The sequence below is a fragment of the Janthinobacterium saanense genome, assembly GCF_014200675.1.
Taxonomy (GTDB): domain Bacteria; phylum Pseudomonadota; class Gammaproteobacteria; order Burkholderiales; family Burkholderiaceae_D; genus Janthinobacterium.
This window is the reverse complement of the sequence record NZ_JACHCI010000012.1, coordinates 55,904-79,979: the sequence shown is the minus strand read 5'-3', so window position 1 is coordinate 79,979 and position 24,076 is coordinate 55,904. Positions and strand designations below refer to the sequence as shown.

The following is a 24,076-nucleotide window of genomic DNA, read 5'->3' as shown; positions in this document are numbered from 1 at the left end:
CGGTCAGTAAGCCAGTGCCGCCTCGTTGTGTGAGGCGGCATTTTTATTGCTGCCGTACGCCGGCGATGCTCTTATAATCGACGCACAGGTATCATCCACTTTCAGGGAATTGCATACGATGACATCCAATTTTATCGGTGTGGCCGGTTTGCCCCGGGCCGGTTCAACCTTGCTGTGCCAGTTGCTGGCGCAGCATCCCGACCTGCATTGCGAAGGTAATAGTTCGCCACTGTGCAATGCGCTGCTGTCCTTGCGGCGCACCATCAGCGATGACAGCTTCTTTTTGTCCCAGCTCGATACTTCCTTCGACGCCAGTTATGCTCATCTGAAAACGGCCATGCAGGGCTTCCTGCGCGGCTGGTACAAGGACAGTGGCAAGCAGGGCGTGGTCGACAAGAACCGTGCCTGGCTGCATTGCGTGGAAATGCTGCTGCAATTGGCGCCCGAGGCCAAGCTGGTGGTGTGCGTGCGCGAACTGGGGCAAGTCTATGGCTCGATCGAGGCCCAGCACCAGCGCACCATCCTGCTCGATTTCGTCGATCACCTGGCCGATTACGACCGCATGGGCCGGGCGGACATGCTGTTTGCCAAGGACCGCACCATCGGTGCACCCTTGAGCTCGCTGCATGCCTTGCTCGACCTGCCGGCCGAGGTGCAAAAGAAGCTGTACTTCGTGCGCTTCGAAGACTTGATGGCGCGACCGGTGGAGTGCATGTCGCACCTGTATGCATGGCTGGGTTTGCCGCCTTGGCAGATAGACCCGGACAAGCTCGCCGTAGGGATCCAGGAAAGCGATAGCCATTACCGCATGAAGTACACGCATCGGCAATATACGGCGATCACGGCACCCAGGCAGCATGCGATTCCGCCGCGCATCCAGGCGCAGATCGAAAGCGCTTACAGCTGGTTTTACGAGATGTATTATCCGCAAACGGCCACGCCGCCCAGTACCTGAGCTTGGCAGGCATAAAATGGCAGCGGCAGTGCCAATACCACTTGCCATTTCCAGTCCCTGCGGTATTGCTGGCCGCCCTCGCTTGCGGCCATTTTTTTCCACCTTCCTCATTCTTTGCCACGCCTGCCGCCGTGATGTCGTGCCTGGCAACTGGTATTGTAAAAATACAGTTTTACAAAACCACTTGACTACCAATTTTGTGCACCCCATTCTCTGAACAGAGAGCCGACGGCTTTGCTGCGCTTTCTTTACGTACAACACCAAAAGCTACCTCGATAGTTTCGTATAACGTTCAGGAGAGAATGTGAAGACACGGCAAATTAACTGGCTGGCGACGCCTTTCATGGCGGGCCTGCTGGGCAGCGCGCTGCTCGCTTGTGGCGGCAATTCCACTACCGACACCCCATCGACCCTGCTGGCAGCCACTGCCGCCAACGAAGTCTGCCCCGTCTGGAGCGCCAGCGCCGTCTACACGTCGGGCCAGTGCGTCGTCTACGACGGCAAGGTTTACCGCGCCAAATGGTGGGTGCAAGGCACGGCGCCCAGCAACGACCAGTGGGGACCGTGGAACCTGGACAGCACGACCCCCACACCAACGCCCACCCCAACACCGACTCCCACCCCGACACCCACCCCAACGCCGACACCGACGCCAGGCGTCCCCACCAAGGCCCAGGCCGAGGCCACCGAGGCGGCGCTGACGAATAACGATTTCTTCCGCAAGGTCAAGGCGTCCATCCGCACTTTGCCAAATGCGGCTGTCGAGGCCGTGCAGCCTGGCCTGGCCAGCAATCCGCTTAACGTCAAGCGGGTCGAGCGTTTGCTGCCGGCGTCCAAATGGGATTTCTATTTTGCCGTGCGCGACGCCAGTTACACCTATCAGCGTTTCCTGCAGGCAGTGGCCAAGTTCCCCGGCGTCTGTGACGACTATAGCGACGGCCGCAATGCGGACGCCATCTGCCGCCACAGCCTGGCCACCATGTTCGCCCACTTCGGGCAAGAAACGGGCGACCACAATGCCAGCCTGCCGGTACCGCAATGGCGCCAGGGCTTGAAATATCTGCGCGAGCTCGGCTGCGACGAAACAGGCCCTGGCTGCGGTTACAACGCCGAGTGTGCCGATCCTGTGTTCAACAAGGTGTGGACCTGTGGCACGAATGCCGATGGCAGCTTCAAGAAATACTTTGGCCGGGGCGCCAAGCAACTGTCCTATAACTACAACTACGGGCCGTTCTCGCAGGCGATGAATAATGGCGACCAGTCCGTGCTGCTGAAAAATCCGGACCTGGTGGCGTCGACCTGGCTGAACCTGGCCTCGGCCACCTTCTTCTTCGTCTACCCGCAGCCACCGAAGCCATCGATGCTGCACGTGCTCGATGGCACCTGGGTGCCGAATGCGGCCGACGTAGCGGCCGGTGCGGGCAACAACTTTGCCACCACCATCATGATCATCAATGCCGAGTGCGGGCAGGGCACGGAAAAGCTGGCCGCGCAAAACCGCATCGATTACTACAAGCAATTTGCTGCCGACCTGGGCTGGAATATCAGCGGCGAGCAGCTGTCCTGCGCCAATATGCAGCGCTTCACTGCGGCCAGTTCCGCCTCCTACAACATTTACTGGGAGAAAAATTGGAACGCGGGCGGCGAAAACCAGTGCCAGCTGGTCAGCTACCAGACGCCGTATAGCGCCCTGATCGGCGGCAACTACGTGAAATGCGTGGAAGCGAACTGGAATGTGAAGCTGCAATAAGCATCGTTAGCAGCTGAAAGTGTTTTCTGGCTGAAAATTTTCTATATAGAAATTAAACGCTGGCAATAGTGCTAATACCACTTGCCTTTCCAGCGCTGCGGCAGCCGCCATGGCCCTCTAATGCATGGCGCTTTTTTTATCCAGCGCTCATTCGTGGCGGCATGCCAGGACACGTCATCGCGTGTCTGGCCCGGCATGCCATGACTAATAATTAATAAAACCACTTGACTACCAATTTTCACTATCGCATTCTTTGTCTAGAAAGCCATTGTTTCAATGTGCATTCATTTACGTGCAGCATCAAAAGTTGCTTTGAGATTAGGTATCATTTCAGGAGAGATTGTGAAGATTTGGCATATTAGCCGTTTGGCTACCCCTTTGATGGCTGGCTTGTTGGGGAGCGTATTGCTTGCTTGCGGCGGCAACACCCCTGCAGATAGCGCATCAACCCTGCTGGCAGAAACAACGACGCAAGCTGTCGCAGCCGTTCCGACCAAGGCCCAGGCCGAGGCCACCGAGGCCTCCCTGACCAATAACGACTTCTTCCACAAGGTCAAGGCATCGATACGCACCTTGCCGAACGCCGCCGTCGATGCCGTGCAGCCTGGCCTGGCCAGCAATCCGATCAACGTCAAGCGGGTCGAGCGCCTGATGCCTGCCGCCAAGTGGGATTTCTATTTTGCTGTGCGCGACGCCAGCTATACCTATCAGCGCTTCCTGCAAGCCGTGGCCAAGTTTCCGGGCCTGTGCGATGACTACACGGATGGCCGCAATGCAGACACCATCTGCCGTCGCAGCCTGGCCACCATGTTCGCCCATTTTGGACAGGAAACGGGCGACCATAACGCCAGCCTGCCGGTACCGCAATGGCGTCAGGGCTTGAAGTATCTGCGCGAGCTCGGCTGCGACGAGACGGGGCCTGGCTGCGGCTACAACGCCGAGTGTGCCGATCCTGTTTTCAACAAGGTGTGGACCTGTGGCACGAATGCGGATGGCAGTTTCAAGAAATACTTTGGGCGCGGCGCCAAACAGTTGTCCTACAACTATAACTATGGTCCTTTCTCGCAAATGATGAACAATGGCGACCAGTCCGTGCTGCTGAAAAACCCGGACCTGGTAGCGTCAACCTGGCTGAACCTGGCCTCGGCGACCTTTTTCTTTGTTTATCCGCAGCCGCCGAAGCCATCGATGCTGCACGTGATTGACGGCACCTGGGTGCCGAATGCAGCCGACAAGGCGGCAGGTGCAGGCAATGACTTTGCCACCACCATCATGATCATCAATGCGGAATGCGGTGCAGGGACGGAAAAACTGGCTGCGCAAAACCGCATCGATTACTACAAGCAATTTGCTGCCGACCTGGGCTTGAATATCAACGGTGAAAAACTGTCGTGCGCCAATATGCAGCGCTTCACGGCGGCCAGTTCCGCGTCCTACAACATTTACTGGGAAAAGAACTGGAATACGGGCGGCGAGAACCAGTGTCAACTGGTCAGCTACCAGACGCCGTATAGCGCCTTGATTGGTGGCAACTACGTGAAATGCGTGGAAGCGAACTGGAATGTAAAGCTGAAGTAACAGTAACAGTCCAAAGCCGAGCCATGCCGTTGCCTAGAGCCTCTTGAGGGGCCGGCAACGGTTTGTTTGACGTTTCATTTTATGGAGACAACATGAAATCGAATGCTTTATTGATGGCCTTGCTCAGCGGCGTGCTGGTCGCTTGCGGCGGAGGACAGAACGGCACCACGGCCAGCCCGAACACCTTGCTGGCCGCCACTGAATCGTGTGAAGTGTGGAATGCGGCCACCGCCTACACGGGTGGCCAGTGCGTGATTTACCAGGGCGTGAGCTACAAGGCCAAATGGTGGACCCAGGGCAATGTGCCTAGCGCCGCCGATACCTGGGGCCCGTGGGCCCTGGCCGATACCACGCCAACCCCGACGCCTACTCCCACCCCGACACCCACTCCCACTCCCACTCCCACTCCAACGCCAACGCCAACGCCAACGCCAACGCCAACGCCAACGCCCACTCCGACCCCAACGCCATGCCGTCCCGACGGCCTGATCTCGGCCGTGCCGAATGTGCCGTATTGCAAGGTCTACGATGCGAACGGCCGTGAAATCCTCGGCAATGGCTTGAACCGGCGCATTGTCGGCTATTTTGCCAGCTGGCGCACGGGTGTCGATGGCAGCCCCACTTACCTGGTGAATAATCTGCCGTGGGACAAGATCACCCACCTGAACTATGCCTTCGCCTCGGTCGATGCCGCCACCTCGAAGATCGCCATCGGCAGCGGCGCAAGCAATCCCGACACGGGCCTGAGCTGGCCGACGATACCGGCAGCGGCGATGGATCCGGCCTTGCCCTACAAGGGGCATTTCAATTTGCTGGCCCAATATAAAAAGAAATATCCAGGCGTCAAGCTGATGATATCCGTGGGCGGCTGGGCTGGCAGTGGCGGTTTTTACTCGGCCACCACCAATGCCGATGGCAGCGTGAATACGGCAGGCATCAACACCCTGGCCGATTCCATGGTGGCATTCGTGCGCCAGTACAACTTCTTCGATGGCGTCGATGTCGATTACGAACATCCGACCACCAATAATGAAGCGGGCAATCCCAAGGATTTCCCGGCCTCCAAGCCACGCCTGGCCGGCTTGATGAGCAGCTATAACGTGCTCTTGAAAGTGCTGCGCCAGAAGCTCGATGAAGCGGCGGTGCAAGACAATAAATACTATCTGCTGACAATTGCCGGTTCCGCCTCGGCCTGGGTCTTGCGCGGTGAAGAAAACATGTCGGGACTGCAGTATCTCGATTACGCCAGCCTGATGAGCTATGACTTGCACGGCGCCTGGAACCAGTATGTGGGCCCGAACGCGCCGCTGTTCGACGATGGCAACGATGCCGAACTGCGGGCCGGCAACGCCTATCAATACCAGAACATCGGCTACCTGAACACGGACTGGGCTTACCGCTACTACCGTGGCGCATTGCAGGCGGGGCGCATCAATATCGGCGTGCCGTTCTACACGCGCGGCTGGAAAGATGTGACGGGCGGCACCAACGGTTTGTGGGGCACCACGGCGCTGACCAGTTCCACGGTCACCTGCGCGGGCGTGCAAACCTGCGGCATGGGCGCCACCGGCATCGATAACGTCTGGCATGATCTCGATACCCAGGGCAACCCGACGCCAGGTGGCGGCAATCCGATCTGGCATGCGTTGAACTTGCAGAACGGCATCGTGCCCAGCTATCTGGATGCCTACAAGATCACCGACAAGACCATTGTCGGCAGCTATGTGCCGTATTACAGCAGCACCATGGTGGCGCCGTGGCTGTGGAATGCCAGCAAGCGCGTTTTCCTGTCGACGGAAACCACGCAATCGATAGGCGCCAAGGCCCAGTACATCGTCAACAACAATATCGGCGGCGTGATGATATGGGAACTGGCCGGCGACTATGCCTGGGACGCCTCCCGCAATGGCGGCAAGGGCGAGTATTTCATGGGCACCACCTTGACCGATGTGCTATACCAGGCCTTCCGCACGGCTGGGCCGTACGGCAACAAGCGGGCCGAGATCGCCATGCCGGGCACGGCGGCCAATATCAGCATTACCCTGGGTGGCTGGAAGCTGGGCGATAGCAACTTCCCCATCAATCCGGTGATGACGGTGAAAAACAATACGGCGGCGACCTTGCCTGGCGGTACCGTGGTGGAATTTGATTATCCCGTCTCGGCGCCATCGGACTTGAGCGACCAGTCCGGCTTCGGCTTGACGGTCATCAATGCGGGCTACACGGGGCCGAACAATATCGGTGGCTTCACGAAAAACTACAACCGTGCCCGCTTTGCGATTCCCGCCTGGCAATCGCTGGCGCCCGGCGGCTCCGTGGCGCTGACCCTGAACTACCGCTTGCCGATCTCGGGACCGGCCAACTACACGGTTACCGTGGGCGGCACGAAATACGCGCTGAAGCAGGAGTATCCAGAGTTACCGGTCGGCTTGCCGTAATGCCGGGGTCAGACCCCCAGCAAGCAGTCGCGATGCTATTCGCGCTGCCTGCCCAGGGGTCTGACCCCAGTTTTTGCCCTTGGGTTTAGAACCAGGTTTCGACCTGGAAGCCGTAGGATGTACCGCTGGTATTGTTGTTGTACACCGGGCCCGAATTGTTGTTGGCGTTGACCGAGGCGGTCGCTGCATCGTTCCATTTGCCGTAGGTGACAAAGGCGCGCAATTCAGGACGTGACCACAGGCCAGGACCGGCCGAGATGGTCGGTGCAAAGGTGATTTTGGTCAGGCGTTTGGCCGGGCCATTCTCTTGCGTGACACGGTCCGTACCCAGTTCGGCAACCAGCTTGAAGTTGTTGGTCAGCGCGTACACTGGGCGCACACCGACCGTGGTCCAGACCGACGAACCGGTAGCGTTCGACTGGTCTTTTTGCCACAGGGCCACGAATTCCATGCCGAAATGGTCCAGCGGCTGGATCGCCATATCATTGAACACGCGGGTACGTTTCACGTCCGAACCGAACAAGGTGCTGCCAGATGCGCCAAACTGGCCGTTGCTGGCGCCACCGATGCCAGGACCGACGCCGTATTGCACGCCGAAGGTGTTGCCGCCGCCCCAGACTTTCGATTGACGATGGAAGGCCGACAATTGCCAGCCATTGTGGCGCTCGCCCAGACCATCGTTGTTTTTACCCTGACCGCTGATGAAGGTGCCGGCGATGTCCAGCGTACCGTTCACGTTGACAGGAATTTCACCGTAGATCAAGTTCTGGCGCACGGCGGACTGGGTACTGACGGTGGTCTTGCCCGTGACCGGGTCGGTGAAGGTATTGGTGACGTCGTTGTCCTTGAAGAAGGCGTACGACAGCTTGCCGGGACCGAAGTTGCCGATACGGTCCAGACCAGCACCGGTACCGTTCATGTTGATGTACTGCGTATCGAGCATATGGATGTCAGGACGGTAGTAGAAACGCTTGCCGACCCAGGCCGTGCCGCCAGCCAGGAAGTCCAGGCCTTGTGCTTCGACGTAAGCCTTGACGATGCCGACCTTGCGGTCGCCGAAGTCGGAAGTCGGCGCAAAAGCGTTGACCCACAGAGTGGCCATGTAGGTGACGTCGCCGGACTTGGCGATGGCCTTGGTGTAACCGAATTCCGTGTAGGCATCGCACTCATTGCCGAGGCGATATTTCGTGGTGTTGCCGCCCAGGCCGTAGCAGCTTTGTGGGCCGCCGCCGTCAGCGGTCGTACTGCCGGCGCCAGCGCGCAGGTAGCCGTGGAAACCTTCGGTGTCGCTTGGGAACATGGGGTCGGCAGCAGCCGTGCCCCAGGCGAGGACGAGCGCGGTCAACAAGGATGTCTTGATTGGGTAGGTCATATTGTCTCCAGGAGTGTAAGTATCGATGCCCTGACCGGAAAGATTTCCTGGCGCCAGAACGTGCAGTCTTATGCCGCACAGCGAGTCTAGCAGCGGTTTTTTTGACTACATGATACGAAACCAGCAAGTATTGATACTTTCTTCCAAGCTGTTGTTTTTGCTGAATATCGATACTCTGGCTCACTGCAGTGCTGCAAAAGAGTATTGATTTGCGGTTTTGGAGTATCAGAAAGTATCAGGATCCAGTGATACATTGTGATCGTGGTGCTAAGTATCAGGCATTGCCTACGACAAAAAACACTGGAGACACACAATGAAACGTTCCGCCCTTGCCGCGCTGTGCGCCGGCGCTTTTTGCTTGACCTCTTCCGCCTTTGCCGCCACCGATCTGGTGATTGCGACCGTCAACAACGGTCACATGATCGAAATGCAAAAGCTCAGCAAATTCTTCGAACAAGCCAATCCGGATATCAAGCTCAAGTGGGTGACCCTGGAGGAGGGCGTGTTGCGTCAGCGCATGACCACCGACATCGCCACCAAGGGCGGCCAGTTCGACGTGATGACCATCGGCCTGTATGAGACCCCGATCTGGGGCAAGAAAAACTGGCTGATCCCGATCAAGCCTGACGCCAAATACGAGATCGACGACTTGCTGCCGTCGATACGCGAAGGCTTGTCCGGCGACGGCAAGCTCTACGCCTCGCCGTTCTATGGCGAAAGCTCGATGATCATGTACCGCAGCGACCTGGTGAAAAAAGCCGGCATGACGATCGAAGACCGTCCTACCTGGAACCACTTGCGCGACGTGGCCGCCAAGATCCACGACCCGGCCAATGGCGTGTACGGCATCTGCCTGCGCGGCAAACCGGGCTGGGGCGACAATATGGCGCTGATCACCACCATGGCCAATTCCTTTGGCGGCCAGCTGTTCGACATGCAATGGAAACCGCAATTCACCAGCAAGCCGTGGAAAGACGCGGTCAATATGTATGTGGACCTGATGAAAAAATACGGTCCACCGGGCGCCGCCGCCAACAGCTTCAATGAAAACCTGGCGCTGTTCAACCAGGGCAAGTGCGGCATCTGGATCGATGCGACGATTGCCGCTTCTTTCGTGACCGACCCGAAACAAAGCAAGGTGGCCGACAAGGTTGCCTTCGCCCAATCGCCGGTAGGCACCACGGAGCGTGGCGCCAACTGGTTGTGGATCTGGTCGCTGGCGATTCCATCGAGCTCCAAGCACCCGAACGAAGCGCAGCGTTTCATCAACTGGGCCACTTCGCCTGACTACGTAAAACTGGTCGCCAAGGAAACCGGCTGGGCCAACGTGCCGACCGGCACGCGCAAGTCCACCTACGCCAGCCCTGAATTCCAGAAAGTGGCGAAATTCGCCGCCGCCGAAGGCAAGGCCCTGTCGACCACCCGCAACGTGCAAAGCACCTTGCTGCCATCGCCTTACGTGGGCGTGCAATTCGCCTCGATTCCTGAATTCCAGGTGATCGGCGTCGCCGCCGGCCAGCAAATGGCCGCCGCCCTGCTGGGCAAGGTCACGGTCGACCAGGCGCTGGAATTGTCGCAGCAAACGGCAGATCGCGAAATGCGCAAGGGCGGCTACTACAAGTAACACTGTATCGTTTTTGATCAGTTTGGTTACCCCAACGGCGTAAAACTGGGGTCGGACCCTGAGGGTCCGACCCCGGCACTTTAGCTTTTTGGGTTATCAGTTCACCTGCCCCAAGAGAATCCTATGAAACGCTTTATCCCCCGGACTTTGCTGACGCCGGCTGTGGTCGCCGTCTCCGTCATTTCCGTTGTGCCCCTGCTGATCACGCTGTTTTACTCGTTTGTGCGTTACAGCATGCTCGACCCGAGCGGCCATCCCTTCCATGGTCTGACCAATTTCCACTATTTCTTTACCGATGCCTCGTTCTTGCCGGCATTGCAGAATACTTTTACCCTGCTGTTTTCCGTGATGCTGATCACGGTGGTGTTTGGCGCTGCGCTCGGTTTGCTGATCAATGAAGCGTTTCCCGGCCGCGCCATCGTGCGCGTGCTGCTGATCTCGCCGTTTCTCGTGATGCCAGCCGTCAATGCGCTGATGTGGAAGAACATGTTGCTCAACCCGATCTACGGCCTGTTTGCGCAGATCAGCATTTTCTTTGGCGCCACGCCCGTGGACTGGCTGTCGGCCCATCCCCTGTTTTCCATCATCATGATGGTTTCCTGGCAATGGCTGCCTTTCGCCTGCCTGATCTTCATGACAGCCCTGCAATCGATGGACCGCGAACAGCTGGAAGCGGCCCGCATGGACGGCGCCAACTATTTGCAGCAGTTGCGCTACCTGTATATCCCTCACCTGGGACGCGCCATGTCCGTGGTGCTGATGATAGAGATGATTTTCCTGCTGTCCATTTTCGCGGAAATCTTTACCACCACCGGTGGCGGCCCTGGTTTCGATACGACCACGATCACTTTCATGATTTACCAGCAGGCACTGTTGTCCTACGACATAGGAGCGGCCTCGGCCGGCGCGCTGTTCGCCGTACTTATTGCCAACATCGCCGCCTTCTTCCTGATGCGCGTCATCGGCAAGAACCTGTCGAAATAAGGAAACCATCATGCACAATAAATTCAATCTGTATGGCCGCACGTTCGCCGCCTGGCTGTTCGCGCTGCTGCTGTTCTTTCCCATCCTGTGGCTGGGCATGATGGCGTTCAAGACGGAAGGGCAGGCCATTTCCACGCCACCATTGTTCTTCTTCACGCCGACCCTGGACAGCTTCCGCGAAGTGCTGGCGCGCGACAATTACTTTGCCTACGCCTGGAACTCGTTGTTTACCAGCGTGCTGTCGACGGCGATCGGCTTGCTGATCGCCATCCCGGCCGCCTACTCGATGGCTTTCTTTCCCACCCGCGGCACCATCGGCTTGCTGAAATTCATGCTCAGCTCGCGCTACATGCCAGGTGTGGGCGCGCTGATGCCGATCTACATCTGCTACCAGTACTTCGGCATGCTCGACACGCGTATCGGCCTGACCATCATGTTCATGCTGATGAACCTGCCCATCATGATCTGGCTGCTCTACACCAGCATGAAAGAACTGCCGCGCGAAATCCTCGAAGCGTCGCGCATGGATGGCGCCACCGTCTGGGACGAGTTCCGCCACGTGGTCTTGCCACTGTCAGTCGGCGGCATCGCCTCCACCGCGCTGGTGTGCATGGTGTGGTCGTGGAATGAATCGTTCTGGTCGCTGAACCTGGGCGCCTCGAATGCGGGCACCCTGGCCTGGCTGATCGCCTCGTATTCCAGCCCCGAAGGCTTGTTCTGGGCCAAATTGTCGGCCGCCTCGCTGATGGCGATCGCCCCGATCATGGCCCTGGGCTGGTTCTGCCAGAAACAACTGGTGCAGGGTATGACCTTCGGCGCTGTTAAGTAAAACGCATCAAGAAAAATATTAGGATGACATCATGGCTTACCTTCAACTGAGCAATATCGAAAAATTCTTTGGCGAGCACCGCGCCATCAAGGGCATCGACCTGGAAATCAAGCAGGGCGAGTTCGTCGTCTTCGTGGGGCCTTCCGGCTGCGGCAAGTCCACCTTGCTGCGTTTGATCGCAGGCCTGGAACCTATCGATGGCGGCAAGCTGTCGCTCGACGGGCGCGACATCACCAGCCTGCCATCGTCCAAGCGCGACCTGGCGATGGTGTTCCAGTCGTATGCGCTGTATCCGCACATGTCGGTGTTCCAGAACATGTCGTTCGCCTTGAAACTGGCTGGCGTCGATCCCAGGATCATCCGCGAAAAAGTCGACAAGGCGGCCGCCATCCTCGACCTGGGTAAATACCTGGAGCGCACGCCGAAGGAACTGTCGGGCGGCCAGCGCCAGCGCGTGGCGATTGGCCGCGCCATCGTGCGCGACCCGAAAGTGTTTTTGTTCGATGAACCGCTGTCCAATCTGGACGCGGCCCTGCGTGTACAGACCCGCATCGAGATCGCCAAGCTGCACCGCGAACTGGGCGCCACCACTATTTATGTCACCCACGACCAGGTCGAAGCGATGACCCTGGCCGACCGCGTGGTGGTGCTGCGCGATGGGCAAATTGAGCAGCATGGCTCGCCCTTGGAATTGTATGACCGTCCGGCGAATCGCTTTGTGGCGCAATTCATCGGCACGCCGAGCATGAACGTGGTGCCTGCCGATGCGGCGCCGCAGTTGCTGGCGCAGGCGGGCAGCGCGGCCCAGGCGGACGGCTTCGTCGGCATCCGCCCCGAGCACGTGCACCTGGGCGCGGCGCAGCCGGGCAGCGTACCCGTCACGGTTGAACTGGTTGAGTCCCTGGGCGTGGAAACCCTGACCTATGTGCGCCTGGCGAACAATGTGCAAGTGGTCTCGCGCGGCGCCGAGCGCAGCAGCCTGCAGCCGGGCCAGCAGACGCACCTGACTTTTGAACCTGGATTTGTCCATTATTTCGACCGCGCGGGCAAGACCTACGCGGCGGCCAAGGGAGTTTTGTAATGAGCGCACTGCATCTGAATCAAGCCAATCTGGCACAACTGCCGGCGAATGTGACGGCGCCCGCTTATGCGCGCGACACCCTGGTGCCCAGCATCGTGCATATCGGCGTGGGTGGTTTTTACCGCGCCCACCAGGCCGTATATCTCGATGATCTGCTGGCCCTGCCAGGCCATGCGCAATGGGGTTATTGCGGCGTAGGCCTGCTGCCGTCTGACGCGGCCATGCGCGACGCCATGCAGTCGCAGGACGGTTTATATACGGTGGTCGAGCGTAGCGCGGCCGGCGACGTGGCGCGCGTGATCGGCTGCGTGGGCGAGTACCTGTACGCCCCCGACGATCCTGCCGCCGTGCTGGAAAAACTGGCCGCGCCGAGTACCCGCATCGTCTCGCTGACGATCACCGAGGGTGGTTATTATGTGAACCAGGGCACCGGCGAATTTGACGCCGCCCACCCGGACATCGTGTACGAACTGGCGCACCCGCAGGCGCCGCGCTGCTCGTTTGGCTATCTGCTGGCTGCCTTGTCGCTGCGCCGCCAGCGCGGATTGGCGCCCTTTACCATCCTGTCCTGCGATAACCTGCAGCACAATGGCGATGTGACGCGCACCATGCTGCTGGCGTTTGCCGCCCTGCGCGATGCGGACCTGGCGCAGTGGCTGGCGACGCATTGCAGCTTCCCGAACAGCATGGTTGACCGCATCACGCCGGCCACTACCGATGAACACCGGGCGCTGGTGCGGAACAGCTTCGGCATCATCGACGCCTGGCCGGTGGTGTGCGAGCCGTTCCGCCAGTGGGTGATCGAAGACGCTTTCCCGCATGGCCGCCCGGCCTGGGAACTGGTCGGCGCGCAAATGACGCACGACGTGCTGCCCTATGAAAAAATGAAGCTGCGCCTGCTCAACGCCAGCCACCAGGCGCTGTGCTATATCGGCATGCTGCTCGGCTACACCTATGCGCATGAAGCGATGGATGACGCCGGCATCCGCGCGCTGGTGCGCCGCATGATGGACGATGAAGTCACGCCCCTGCTCGATACGGTGGCAGGCGTGGACCTGGAACAGTACAAGGCCACCCTGATCGAGCGTTTTTCGAATCCGGCCGTGCGCGACCAGCTGGCCCGCATCGGCACGGAAGGCTCGGCGCGCATCCCGAAATTCGTGCTGCCGTCCGTGCGTGAAGCGCTGGCGCAGGGCCGCGCCATCAAGCTGCTGGGCTTTACGGTGGCTTGCTGGTTCCGCTACCTGGAAGGCCACGACGAGCAGGGCAATGCGCTGCCGCTCAACGATCCGTATGCCGAGCGTTTGCGCGCGCTGGCGCTGCAGGGCGGGGCAGACGCCACGGCGCTGCTGTCGCTGCATGAACTGTTCGGCGAACTGGGCGAGTCGCCCGTGTTTGTGGCGGCGGTGACGCAGGCCCTGGCCAGCCTGTACGGCCAGGGCGCGCGCGCCGCGCTCGAACACATCGTGCTGTAAAAGGAGGGCGTCATGTCTCGCAAAGCGACCAACTCGCCGCCGCAGATGGAGCATGAGCAGCAGCGTGACGCCACGCCCGGTTTTGAGCCGAAAGGCAGTTTCGGCTTTATCCGCTATCTGGAGCACGGCTTTCCGAACCCGCTGGTGCGCTGGCATTATCACGACGAGTACGAGCTGCACCTGATCCTGGAAACCAGCGGCAAAGTCTTCGTGGGCGACTATATCGGCCAGTTCACGCCGGGCCACTTGGTGCTGACGGGCCCGAGGGTGCCGCACAACTGGGTTTCGCTCGACACGCCGCCCGAAGGCGTGGCCTTGCGCGACATGGTGATCCAGTTTGCGCATCCGCCCTTGGCGGCGATGGCGACCTCGATTCCGGAATTGAAGACCGTGTTTCCGCTGCTGCAGCGGGCCTTGCACGGGATTGAATTTTTTGGCGTCAGCGAGCAGTCGCTGCGGCGCTTCCAGCGCATCCGCGATATCAGCGGCTTGCCGCGCTTTATCGAATTCCTGAGCTTGCTCGAAGAACTGGCGCAGACCAGCGATTACCAGCTGCTGTCGACCGTGCCGATGCAATCGAGCGATGACGATGTGGCCCTGGCGCGCATCAGTTCAGCCATCAATTACATCGTGCACAATTACAGCAGCCAGTTTTCGCTGAAACAGCTGGCCGAGCAGGTCGATATGCCGGAGCGGACCTTTTCCCGTTTCTTCCGCAGCGCCACCGGCAACAGCTTCACCGACTTCGTCAACCGCCTGCGCATCAACAAGGCTTGCCAGCTGCTGATGGAAACGGAGCGCTACGTCAGCAATATCTGCTATGAAGCGGGCTTCAATAATGTGGCCAATTTCAACCGGCGCTTCCTGGAACTGAAGGGCATGACGCCCAAGGAGTTCCGCCAGCAGGCGTCCGGGCGCTATGGCGAATGAGGGAGCGCTGCCGCTGCCCCCATTTTGAGGTAGCATGAGCGGACAGGCAGGGGACAGGACTATCATCATGACGAGCATGGAACAGACATGGCTGGTGCACCGGGATGGCGAGCGCAAGCCGCCGGAACTGGAGCGCGAAAGCTACGACGGCATCATCAATTACCTGCAGCACGGCTACCCGAGCACGCGCGTGCGCTGGCACTGCCACGAAGAATACGAGCTGCATCTGATCGTCGCCACCAGCGGGCGGCTGTTCGTGGGCGACTATATCGGCGAATTTTCGCCTGGCCACCTGGTGCTGACGGGGCCGCGCTTGCCGCATAACTGGATCTCGAACGTGGTGCCGGAAGGCGGCGTGGCCCTGCGCGACATGATTGTGCAGTTTGCCCATGCGCCGCTGGCGGGCGCTGCGCGCTGCATCCCTGAACTGCGCGAAATCCTGCCGCTGCTCGAGCGTTCCAGCTATGGCGTGGAGTTTTTCGGCATGGGCGCCGAAGCCGAGCAGCACTTGCAGCGCATCCGCGCCACGCACGGCGCCGAGCGTTTCGCCGAGTTCGTGCAATTCATGGGCAAGCTGGCGCGCACGGCCAATTACCGTTTGCTGTCGAGCGCTTCCATGCGTTCTTACGAAGACGACGCCACCCTGGCCAAGGTCAATTCGGTCCTCAACTACATCACGGAAAACTACCGCGAGCCGATATCGGCGGAAATGCTGGCCGAGCAGGTGGGCATGTCGCTCAGTAAATTCTCGCGTTTCTTCCGCAAGGCCACCGGCAACAGCTTTACCGACTTTATCAGCCGTTTGCGCATCAACAAGGCTTGCCAGCTGCTGATGGACACCGACCAGTATGTCGTCAACGTCTGCTACGACGTGGGCTTCCAGAACGTGGCCAATTTCAACCGCCGCTTTCTGCAAGTGAAAGGCGTGACGCCGAAACAATTCCGCCGCCAGGCCGACGGCCGCTTCGGCGGCATCGGCGGTCCGCCCGATGCGATGGCTGCAGGACAGGCAGTGGCATAGTTACTGTCTTTTTGTCATCTGCTTGTCACTTTATTACGGTAGGCTTGCCGCTTCGATTCCTATACCGAGGCCCGCATGCACGCTGTCACCACACCCCATTTGAAATTGAGCTTGCTGGCCCTGGCGGCCGGCCTGTGCCTGGCTGCCTGTGGCGGCAGCGACAGCACGCCGGAGCCGGCCAAGCCGGTGGCGTTGTCCGGCGTTTTCCTCGATGGCGCGGTGGAGGGCCTTGAGTATGTGGCGGGCAGCGCGGCCAAGGCCAGCACCGGCGCCAAGGGGGAATTCACGTGCAACCCTGGCGATACGGTGAGCTTCAGCGTGGGTGGCCTGGCGCTGGGCAGCACCTTGTGCAATACCGTCGTGACGCCGCTGGCGCTGGCCGCCAGTACCAGCGTGCAGGATGAAAAAGTCATCAACCGCCTGATGGCCTTGCAATTGCTGGACGAGGACAGCGATCCATCGAACGGCATCAAGCTGACCAACGAGGTGAAGGCCGCGCTGGCCGGCAAGACGCTCGACTTTTCTGCCGCGCCAGCCGCCTTCAACACGGCCCTGGCCGCGCACCTGGCGAGCCTGGGCGGCAAATTTTCCAGCCGCAGCGTCGATGCGGACCGCCGCGCTCTGGTGCGCGAGCATTTTGAAGATACGCTGGCCTCCAAGGTTGGCGCGCCCGTCAACGAAACGCTGACGCAAGCCCATCCTGTCGGTGAAGTAAAAGTGACGGTGACGCGCTACCAGATCCAGGCGGCCGCCAGTTTTTATGTGCCGTATGAAGGCACGAATGCCAGGATCAAGGGCGAATTCCCGAATGGATTCTTGCCATCCTACGGTTCCGGCCTGGCTTTCAAGGGCACGAACACGAATGGCGACCTGGAGTTTTATGGCTTGACGGACCGCGGCCCGAACGGCGATGGCCCGCTGGTGCCAGACCCGGCCGGCAAGGGCACGATAGGCAGCAAGATATTTCCGTCGCCCAGTTTCACGCCCGCGTTTGGCATTATCACGCTGGGCAAGAATGGCGCTGTGCTATCAAGCAGCACGCCGATCAAGGTCAGCGCCAGTGTCAACAGTTCGGGCCTGCCCGTGCCGGTCGGCGCGGTCGGCAATTCGGCTGAAATTCCCGTGATGGACGCCATGAAGTTCGACCCGGCCAGCAAGGCCGTCTTCAATGCCGGCGGCCTCGATACGGAAGCCATCGCCCTTGACAAGAAGCGCAATGCGCTGTGGGTTTCCGACGAATATGGCCCGTTCATCGTCAAGCTCGATCCAGTCACGGGCGTCATCCAGGCCAGGTACGAACCGGGCAAGGGCTTGCCCGCGCTGTTCGCCAAGCGCCGCGCCAACCGCGGCATGGAAGGCCTGACCCTCGATGCCAGTAACGACAAGCTGTACGCCTTTTTGCAAAGCCCCTTGAGCGATGGCACGGCCATGTATAGCGTCACGAAAAAGGCGGAGCAGGTCGAGCGCTTTGCCGGCTTCACGCGCTGGATCGAATTCGACCCTGTGACGGGCACCAGCGGCAAGATGTATGCTTATCCAATCAATGCGGCGGATTATCAGGATGGCCGCACGGGTAACGCCAAGCTGGGCGACATGGTGGCGCTGGGTGGCGGCAAGTTCCTTGTCATCGAACAGGGCGCCGCGCCATCGGGCAAGGTATTTAATAAACTGATGCTGGTGGACCTGAATGCGGCCACCGACATTTCTGCAGCGGCGTATAACGCGGCGACGTCGGACCTGGAAAAAAGCAGCATGGGCGGCGTGGCCGTCAACGGCGCCGACTGGTCGACCGTCAAGCCGATCACGAAAACGCTGTTATTGGACTTGAACGCCATCGGCTGGGCGGCAGAAAAAGCGGAAGGCCTGACGCTGGTCGACGGCTCCACCATCGCGCTGGCCAATGACAACGACTTCGGCTTGAAGACCAAGGTCTTCGACGCTGCCGGCCTGGAAGTGGCCGATGCCGACGTCACCAAGTGCACGGTCGATGCGAATGGCGTCATCATCACCAGCAGTGCTGCCGGCTGCAACGCCGCCAACAGCATCCGCGTGGCGCGTGGCGACGACCGCGAACGTCCAAGCCGGCTATGGATCGTCAAGTTCGCCAAGGCCCTTAACACGTATTGATTACGCACGAAAGCTTGTCAGGCAGCCGTGAGCCGGTCGCTGAACAAGGTCAAGAGCACGCCGCCCAGCATCACGGCGGCGCCTGTCATTTTCAGCCAGGAGACCTGGCGCACGGCCACGCCCAGCAAGCCGAAATGGTCGATGGCCAGTGATGATAGCAACTGACCAGCGATCACCAGGGCCAGCAGGGCGCCAAGGCCGATGCGCGGCGCCAGCATGACCGTGCAAAAGATGGCGCCCGCACCCAGCAAACCTCCCGTCAGGCGCCACCAGGGCTGGGCGGGCAGGGCAGCCAGCGAGGGCAGCAGGCCGCCGCGCCCTATGGCGATCACGGCCAGCAGCACGCTGCCGCTCAAAAAGGAAAACAGAGCGGCGGCAATGGTGTTGTGGCCGATGGCACCCGCCAACTGGCCATTGATGGCGGCCTGGCAGGAAATCGCGGCGCCGGCGCAAAAGGCAATCATAAAAAGCAGTGTGGACATGGCGTGCCTCTTCAAGCCAGTGGCGTGAACGACTCGGAGAACATGTCGGGCACATAGCCGGCAGCGGCAAACAAATGGCTGCGCGATTCTTCGGTGGCCGCCTTCAGCGCCGCTATGTCCAGTCCCAGCAGCTTGCCGCCCTGTTTGCGGATGCGCCCGCCGATAATCACGGTATCGATATTGCCCCGCTCGGCCGCATGCACCACCGTGCCCAGCGCATTGTTCGACGGGTACAGATTGATGTCGTCGGCGCGCAGCATGACGATGTCGGCCTGCTTGCCGATGGACAGGCTGCCCACCTGGCTGGCCAGCCCTGCGCAGGCGGCGCCGTCGATGGTGGCCGCTTCGAGCAGGCTGCGTAGCATGACGGGTTCGGGAATCAGCGCATGTTCGCCATGCTGGCAGTGGGCGCCATGCGCATGATGGCGGCGCGCTTGCGTGGTGGCCCGCTGCAGGTAAAAGGCCACGCGCATTTCCATGAACAGGTCGCCGCTGTACGAGCTTTCATTGTCCACGCTCAGGCCCGGCTTCATGCCGTGGCCGATGGCGTCCTGGTAGGAACACATGCCGTCTTCCAGCGCGTAATGGGTATCCGAGCGCGGGCAGACGTTGATATTGACGCCTGCCTCGCGCAGGATGGCCCAGGCTTCTGCGGGCAGGGCGGTGCAATGGTTGAAGATATTGTCTGGCCCCAGCAAACCTTCCTGGTGCAGCGCCGCCAGTTCACCCGCCATCTCTTTGCCAAAAAATTCCGTAACGATGCGCAGGCCCAGCGCGCGGGCTGCGGCCCAGGTGTCGCGGTCGATCTGCGACATCATGGCCAGCGACAGCAGTTGTTCCGGTTCCTGGAAATATTTGTCCTGCAGACGCGCCAGGTCTTGCGGCCAGGCCGCCTGCTCCCAGTCGCCGGTCAGTGGCGCGCCGGGCGCGTGTACGGCGCGGATGCCGGCGTCGCGCAGCGCTTCGATGGCCGCATCGGAATGGGCGCCGCTGCGCGCATTGTGCGAATTGTCGACCATCGTGGTGATGCCCGCGTCGATACAGCCCAGGGCCGTGAGCAGATTACCCACATACATGTCTTGCGGCCGGTAGTATTTGGCGAACGAGAAATGGGTGGCGTTGCAATAATCTTCCAGCGTGGGCGAATTCGGATTGATGCGGCGCAGCTGGCCTTCCCAGGCATGGCGGTGGGTGTCGACCATGCCAGGCATGATGATCATGTTGCTGGCGTCGATGACTTGCGCGCCGGGCACGTCGAGGTGTGCGGCGATGGCGGCGATGCGCGCGCCGTCGATCAGCAGGTCGCCTTGCGCCAGGTTGCCGATGGCGGGGTCCATGCTGATGATGGTGCCGCCCTTGAGCAGCAAGCGTCCGGCGACGGCGGGCAGGGCGCCGGCGATGGCGCTGGCGTGAATGGAAGTTGGCTGGGTTTGCATGGCGGTTCTCGCATCGGATAGGGATGCAGGAATTGTGGGCGTCAAAGTCTCTGTCAACAATATCCTATAATTGACATGGGTTCTGAAGCTGGCAATACATCATCGGCTTGTTTTAGTGGGGAGACGCCATGCGCGGCAGCGAATTTAGCGAGTTGAAGGCATTTGCCGCGGTGGCTGAACTGGGCACGTTTGCGCGTGCTGCCGAAGTACTGGCTGTTTCGCCGTCAGCCCTGAGCCAGACCATACGCCGCCTGGAAGAGCGGCTCGGCGTGCGTTTGCTGAACCGCACCACGCGCAGCGTGACGCAGACCGAGGCGGGCGCCCGTTTGTACAGCCGCCTGGCGCCGCTGTTCCTGGAACTGGACGCGGCGATTGAACAGGTCAACGACTTTCGCGCCAAGCCTGTGGGCACGGTGCGCATCTGCGCGCCGCAAATGGCCATTTTGCATATCATCCAGCCCATGCTGGCCGACTTCCAGGCCGCTTATCCCGACATCGTGCTGGACCTGAGCAGCGACGACAGCGTGGGCGATATCTTTGCCCACGGTTTTGACGCCGGCATACGCCTCGGTAAATTCATCGACCAGGACATGATCGCCGTGGCGCTGGGCCCTGAGCTGCGCCAGGTCGCCGTCGCTTCGCCCGCTTACCTGCAGGCGCATGGCGCGCCAGCCACGCCCGAAGAACTGGTCCGGCACCGCTGCATCAACTGGCGCCGTCCGGGCCTCGCTTCCCTGTATCACTGGGAGTTCGCCAGGGATGGCGAGCGTTTCGAGCTGGCCGTGAAAGGCTCACTGATCGTCAACGATTGCGCCGTCGCCCTGCAGGCAGCCGTCGATGGCCTGGGCATTACCGTCTGGACGGAGCAGTGGATGCAGGCCGAATTGCAGTCGGGCCGCTTGCAGACTTTGCTGGGCGACTGGTCGCCACCGTCCGCAGGCTTTTATCTGTACCACCCCAGCCGCCGCCAGACACCCGCCACCTTGCGCGCCTTTATCGACTTTGCCCGCGCCAGGCTGGCGCAGGCGTAAAAAAACCGCACGGCGCGAGCGGTGCGGTTTTTGTTTTCAAGCTGGGACTACATTATTTTTTAATGTAGGTATCGAGCCAGTTCAGCACCGTGTGATGCCACAGCAGCGAGTTCGCCGGCTTCAGTACCCAGTGGTTTTCGTCCGGGAACACCAGCAGCTTGCTCGGGATGCCCTGGCGTTGCAGCGCCGTGAACGTGCCCAGGCCTTGGGTAGTCGGGATACGGAAGTCGAGGTCGCCCTGGACCACCAGCATTGGCGTTTTCCAGTTTTTGACGTAGTTCACGGGATTGAATTTCTCGTGCTTGTCCGCTGCGTCGAAGTACGGGCCGCCATTTTCCCACTCGTTGAACCACAGTTCTTCGGTCGAGTAGTACATGGCGCGGTTGTCGAATACGCCGTCATGGTTGACCAGGCACTTGAAGCCATCCGGCCAGTTACCGGCGATCCAGTTCATCATGTAGCCGCCATAGGAAGCGCCCAGCGCGCAGCTGCGCTCGCGGTCCAGCCATGGGAATTTCTGCACGGCCGCCGCCAGGCCTTTTTGCAGGTCGACCAGAGGCTTGCCGCCCCAGTCGCCGCTGATCGAATCGGTGAACTTCTGGCCATAGCCGGTCGAACCGTGGAAGTCGATGAAGACGGTGGCGTAGCCGGCACCCGCATACACTTGCGGATTCCAGCGGTAGCTCCAGCTGTTGCCGAAGCTGCCTTGCGGGCCGCCATGCACGAGGAAGGCGATCGGATATTTTTCACCGGCCTTGGCGTTCCATGGCTTCATCACGTGGCCGTAGACGGTTTCGCCATCGGCGCCGGCGAACGAGAACTGCTCGTATTCGCCGAAGCGCACGTCAGCCAGCGCTGCCGCGTTTTGCTTGGTTAGCTGCACCATTGCTGCGGTGTCGGTCTTTGCATCGAGCTTGCGCGAGTACAGCTGCGCGCCGCCAGCCAGGCTGGCGTGGGTCAGCACGATGGTATTGCCGCGCACGTCGAATTCGCCGACGGCGCCCTTGCCCGTCAGGGCGGCGACCTTGCCATTGGCGGCGTCGATATGGAACAGACGGTGCTGGCCGATATCATCGGCAGCGACCAGGAAGCCCTTGCCATCCGGCGTCCAGCGGAAGTCGGCGACCGAACGGTCCCAGTCATCAGCCAGGGTGCGTTTCTTGCCGCTGGCGACATCCATCAGTACCAGGTGAAAACGGTCTGCTTCAAAGCCTGGCTTGGTCATGGCCACGTAGGCCAGGGTGCGGCCGTCTGGCGAATAGGTGGCGCGCGCGTCCCAGGCCGGGTTTTCCGGCGTCAGGTTGCGTGGCGCCTGGCCGCCGATGGCCGGCACGGTGTAGACGTCGAAGTTGGTCGACCACGATTCGGTGCGGCCGGCCACGCGCACCGAGAAAGCGACTGTCTTGCCGTCCGGGCTGAAATGGTATTCGCCATTGTCGCCGAATGGTTTCGATGGCGTGTCGCCATCGAGCGTGCCGCTCAGGCTGACCGGCGTGGCGCTGACTTTACCCGTTGTGTCGATAGGCGCCGAGTACAGCACATTGCGGCGGCCATCGGCCCAGGTGTCCCAGTGGCGCACGAACAGCTCGTTGAAGATCATGCCGCTGGCTTTGTTCTTCGCCTTGTCATCGAGGCGTTTTTTGGTGCAGGCGATGTCGGCGCAATCGAGGAAAACACCCATGCTGAAGGCCAGGCGGTCGCCCTGTGGCGACAATCGGAAGGTGTCCACGTCCAGCGGCTGGTCGGTGACTTTCGATGCTTCGCCGCCGCTCAAGGGCAGTTGCCACACTTGCGAGGAACCGGAGCGGCCGGACAGGAAGTAGATCACGTCGCCGTTGGGCGACCATTCAGGATCGCTGGCGCTCGCTTCGCCGCGCGTCAGCTGGCGTGGCGCCGCATTTGGCGCGCGCAAATCGATCAGCCACAGTTGCGTGTTGCCGCGATTTTTGTCCAGGTTGGTGCTGCGCACCGTGTAGACCACGCGCGTGGCGTCTGGCGACAGGACGGGGTGACCGACCCGTTCCATGGCGACCATGTCTTCGACGGTGAAACCGCGCGGCGCGGCCAGCGCCGGGACGGCGGCCGTGGTGGCCATGGCGGCACTGAATGCTCCCAAGAGCAGCAGACGTAAACTCATTCGAACTCCCGTTTTTATTACGACGTTATTAATTTGATATAGACGTAACCGGCTGTACCGCCGGCAGGCCAGTATCATAGCAATAAAGCGCTGGCCTTAGCGGGTTTTAGCGCCACGGCTGCCTTGATGTATTGCGCTAACGGAAACCCTGCTTTTTTGAAAAGTGCTAGAGTGCGCTTCTTTTTTTGACGAGTTTCTTCCATGCGCCTGACCACCATTGCCCTGACCACCGCCACCCTGTTCGCCGCCTTGCCCGTCCACGCCGCAGCGATGCCCACGCAAGAGCAAATCAACGCTGCCGTGCAGGCTGGGGTAGCAAAGCAAAAATCGTCTGTACCGATTCCTGTCAAAGTCACCAGCCTGCAGGGTTGCCAGCAGGCGCAAGAGCCCGAGTTCAAGGGTGAGGTAGTCTGCCTGGTGCGCATGAGCGCCGGCATGCGCGATGGTTTTACTGTCTTGCCGCTGCGCCAGGAGGGCGATACCTGGGTGGGTGTCGAGCGCAAGCACGCCCAGTTCGCGGGGCCGGCGCCAGCCGAGGCGCAAGCGCTGATACGCGCCTGGGCGAAACAGGAAGTGGCCAACAATCCCGAGGCGGCCAAGGATCAGCAGATGCAGGAAGCGCAAACCACCATGCAGGTCAAGGCCATCAATAACTGTGAAGTGAAACGCAGCTCCGGTTACCTGCAGTGCGACACCATCCTGAGCGTGCCTGGCCGCCCTGACGATATCAAGACCGAGCTGACATTTACCCTCGAAGCCGGCAACTGGCGCTACGTGCCGCGCTGAGACGGGCTGGCGGCATGCAGAAATTGCTACCAGATCAATA

At 60.5% G+C, this 24,076-nt stretch carries 18 protein-coding genes; 14 read left to right on the top strand and 4 right to left on the bottom strand.

The annotated features are described in order from the left end of the window. Positions 1–118 precede the first annotated feature (118 nt). The 4 genes from HDE72_RS16825 to HDE72_RS16810 all read left to right on the top strand — a co-directional run bounded on the left by HDE72_RS16825 (position 119) and on the right by HDE72_RS16810 (position 6,721). Positions 119–955 carry a sulfotransferase family protein gene (locus HDE72_RS16825; RefSeq protein WP_183742995.1) on the top strand — a complete coding sequence of 279 codons (837 nt, stop codon included), beginning with the start codon at positions 119–121 and terminating at the stop codon, positions 953–955. A 304-nt stretch (positions 956–1,259) separates the two neighbouring features. Next, positions 1,260–2,705, top strand: a complete 1,446-nt coding sequence (locus HDE72_RS16820; RefSeq protein WP_311735273.1) for a glycoside hydrolase family 19 protein — start codon at positions 1,260–1,262, stop codon at positions 2,703–2,705. A gap of 342 nt (positions 2,706–3,047) precedes the next feature. Next, positions 3,048–4,283 (top strand): chitinase, encoded by a 1,236-nt coding sequence (locus HDE72_RS16815; RefSeq protein WP_311735274.1) that lies wholly within the window; start codon positions 3,048–3,050, stop codon positions 4,281–4,283. Positions 4,284–4,375: 92 nt separating this feature from the next. Continuing rightward, positions 4,376–6,721 carry a chitinase C-terminal domain-containing protein gene (locus HDE72_RS16810; protein ID WP_221291300.1) on the top strand — a complete coding sequence of 782 codons (2,346 nt, stop codon included), beginning with the start codon at positions 4,376–4,378 and terminating at the stop codon, positions 6,719–6,721. An 85-nt stretch (positions 6,722–6,806) separates the two neighbouring features. Here the strand turns inward: HDE72_RS16810 and HDE72_RS16805 are convergent, their stop codons facing one another. Then, positions 6,807–8,093 (bottom strand): maltoporin, encoded by a 1,287-nt coding sequence (locus HDE72_RS16805; RefSeq protein WP_183742993.1) that lies wholly within the window; start codon positions 8,091–8,093, stop codon positions 6,807–6,809. Between the two features lie 313 nt (positions 8,094–8,406). On the opposite strand from HDE72_RS16805, the gene HDE72_RS16800 reads away from it, so the two are divergent. The 8 genes from HDE72_RS16800 (at position 8,407) to HDE72_RS16765 (ending at position 18,164) form a co-directional block, all read left to right on the top strand. Next, positions 8,407–9,717, top strand: coding sequence for an ABC transporter substrate-binding protein (locus HDE72_RS16800; protein ID WP_183742991.1), 1,311 nt, complete (start codon positions 8,407–8,409; stop codon positions 9,715–9,717). A gap of 123 nt (positions 9,718–9,840) precedes the next feature. Next, on the top strand, positions 9,841–10,701 hold the full coding sequence (locus HDE72_RS16795) for a carbohydrate ABC transporter permease (protein ID WP_183676955.1): 861 nt from the start codon (positions 9,841–9,843) through the stop codon (positions 10,699–10,701). 10 nt (positions 10,702–10,711) lie between these two features. Beyond that, positions 10,712–11,530 carry a carbohydrate ABC transporter permease gene (locus HDE72_RS16790; protein ID WP_183742989.1) on the top strand — a complete coding sequence of 273 codons (819 nt, stop codon included), beginning with the start codon at positions 10,712–10,714 and terminating at the stop codon, positions 11,528–11,530. Between the two features lie 31 nt (positions 11,531–11,561). Further along, complete coding sequence (locus HDE72_RS16785) at positions 11,562–12,611, top strand: ABC transporter ATP-binding protein (RefSeq protein WP_183742987.1); 1,050 nt, start codon at positions 11,562–11,564, stop codon at positions 12,609–12,611. After that, positions 12,611–14,086 (top strand): mannitol dehydrogenase family protein, encoded by a 1,476-nt coding sequence (locus tag HDE72_RS16780; RefSeq protein ID WP_183742985.1) that lies wholly within the window; start codon positions 12,611–12,613, stop codon positions 14,084–14,086. The genes HDE72_RS16785 and HDE72_RS16780 overlap by 1 nt, the downstream gene beginning before the upstream one ends. Before the next feature lie 12 nt (positions 14,087–14,098). Beyond that, positions 14,099–15,016: a helix-turn-helix domain-containing protein gene (locus tag HDE72_RS16775; RefSeq protein ID WP_183742983.1), complete on the top strand. Its 918-nt coding sequence runs from the start codon at positions 14,099–14,101 to the stop codon at positions 15,014–15,016. Between the two features lie 67 nt (positions 15,017–15,083). After that, complete coding sequence (locus HDE72_RS16770; RefSeq protein WP_221291299.1) at positions 15,084–16,037, top strand: helix-turn-helix domain-containing protein; 954 nt, start codon at positions 15,084–15,086, stop codon at positions 16,035–16,037. 75 nt (positions 16,038–16,112) lie between these two features. Beyond that, positions 16,113–18,164, top strand: a complete 2,052-nt coding sequence (locus HDE72_RS16765) for an esterase-like activity of phytase family protein (protein WP_183742979.1) — start codon at positions 16,113–16,115, stop codon at positions 18,162–18,164. A gap of 17 nt (positions 18,165–18,181) precedes the next feature. Here the strand turns inward: HDE72_RS16765 and HDE72_RS16760 are convergent, their stop codons facing one another. Both HDE72_RS16760 and HDE72_RS16755 read right to left on the bottom strand, forming a co-directional pair. After that, the gene (locus tag HDE72_RS16760) at positions 18,182–18,646 is read right to left on the bottom strand and encodes a DMT family transporter (RefSeq protein WP_183676962.1); all 465 of its coding nucleotides are present in this window, start codon (positions 18,644–18,646) and stop codon (positions 18,182–18,184) included. Positions 18,647–18,657: 11 nt separating this feature from the next. Further along, positions 18,658–20,082 (bottom strand): amidohydrolase family protein, encoded by a 1,425-nt coding sequence (locus HDE72_RS16755; RefSeq protein ID WP_183742977.1) that lies wholly within the window; start codon positions 20,080–20,082, stop codon positions 18,658–18,660. 128 nt (positions 20,083–20,210) lie between these two features. Between HDE72_RS16755 and HDE72_RS16750 the strand changes: the two genes are divergently transcribed. After that, positions 20,211–21,113, top strand: a complete 903-nt coding sequence (locus tag HDE72_RS16750) for a LysR family transcriptional regulator (protein WP_183742969.1) — start codon at positions 20,211–20,213, stop codon at positions 21,111–21,113. A gap of 52 nt (positions 21,114–21,165) precedes the next feature. Here the strand turns inward: HDE72_RS16750 and HDE72_RS16745 are convergent, their stop codons facing one another. Beyond that, positions 21,166–23,250 (bottom strand): S9 family peptidase, encoded by a 2,085-nt coding sequence (locus HDE72_RS16745; protein ID WP_183742967.1) that lies wholly within the window; start codon positions 23,248–23,250, stop codon positions 21,166–21,168. Positions 23,251–23,451: 201 nt separating this feature from the next. Here HDE72_RS16745 and HDE72_RS16740 point away from each other — a divergent pair, with 201 nt between their 5' ends. Beyond that, a complete protein-coding gene (locus HDE72_RS16740) occupies positions 23,452–24,036 on the top strand; it encodes a hypothetical protein (protein ID WP_183742965.1) in 585 nt (194 codons plus the stop codon). Positions 24,037–24,076 lie beyond the last annotated feature (40 nt).

Excerpts from the sequence above, each read along its gene's own strand:
- HDE72_RS16755 (WP_183742977.1), bottom strand. The coding sequence starts at position 20,082 with ATGCAAACCCAGCCAACTTCCATTCACGCCAGCGCCATCGCCGGCGCC.
- HDE72_RS16745 (WP_183742967.1), bottom strand. The coding sequence starts at position 23,250 with ATGAGTTTACGTCTGCTGCTCTTGGGAGCATTCAGTGCCGCCATGGCC.
- HDE72_RS16790 (WP_183742989.1), top strand. The coding sequence starts at position 10,712 with ATGCACAATAAATTCAATCTGTATGGCCGCACGTTCGCCGCCTGGCTG.
- HDE72_RS16765 (WP_183742979.1), top strand. The coding sequence starts at position 16,113 with ATGCACGCTGTCACCACACCCCATTTGAAATTGAGCTTGCTGGCCCTG.
- HDE72_RS16740 (WP_183742965.1), top strand. The coding sequence starts at position 23,452 with ATGCGCCTGACCACCATTGCCCTGACCACCGCCACCCTGTTCGCCGCC.
- HDE72_RS16780 (WP_183742985.1), top strand. The coding sequence starts at position 12,611 with ATGAGCGCACTGCATCTGAATCAAGCCAATCTGGCACAACTGCCGGCG.
- HDE72_RS16805 (WP_183742993.1), bottom strand. The coding sequence starts at position 8,093 with ATGACCTACCCAATCAAGACATCCTTGTTGACCGCGCTCGTCCTCGCC.
- HDE72_RS16810 (WP_221291300.1), top strand. The coding sequence starts at position 4,376 with ATGAAATCGAATGCTTTATTGATGGCCTTGCTCAGCGGCGTGCTGGTC.
- HDE72_RS16785 (WP_183742987.1), top strand. The coding sequence starts at position 11,562 with ATGGCTTACCTTCAACTGAGCAATATCGAAAAATTCTTTGGCGAGCAC.
- HDE72_RS16795 (WP_183676955.1), top strand. The coding sequence starts at position 9,841 with ATGAAACGCTTTATCCCCCGGACTTTGCTGACGCCGGCTGTGGTCGCC.
- HDE72_RS16770 (WP_221291299.1), top strand. The coding sequence starts at position 15,084 with ATGACGAGCATGGAACAGACATGGCTGGTGCACCGGGATGGCGAGCGC.
- HDE72_RS16825 (WP_183742995.1), top strand. The coding sequence starts at position 119 with ATGACATCCAATTTTATCGGTGTGGCCGGTTTGCCCCGGGCCGGTTCA.
- HDE72_RS16750 (WP_183742969.1), top strand. The coding sequence starts at position 20,211 with ATGCGCGGCAGCGAATTTAGCGAGTTGAAGGCATTTGCCGCGGTGGCT.
- HDE72_RS16800 (WP_183742991.1), top strand. The coding sequence starts at position 8,407 with ATGAAACGTTCCGCCCTTGCCGCGCTGTGCGCCGGCGCTTTTTGCTTG.
- HDE72_RS16775 (WP_183742983.1), top strand. The coding sequence starts at position 14,099 with ATGTCTCGCAAAGCGACCAACTCGCCGCCGCAGATGGAGCATGAGCAG.
- HDE72_RS16760 (WP_183676962.1), bottom strand. The coding sequence starts at position 18,646 with ATGTCCACACTGCTTTTTATGATTGCCTTTTGCGCCGGCGCCGCGATT.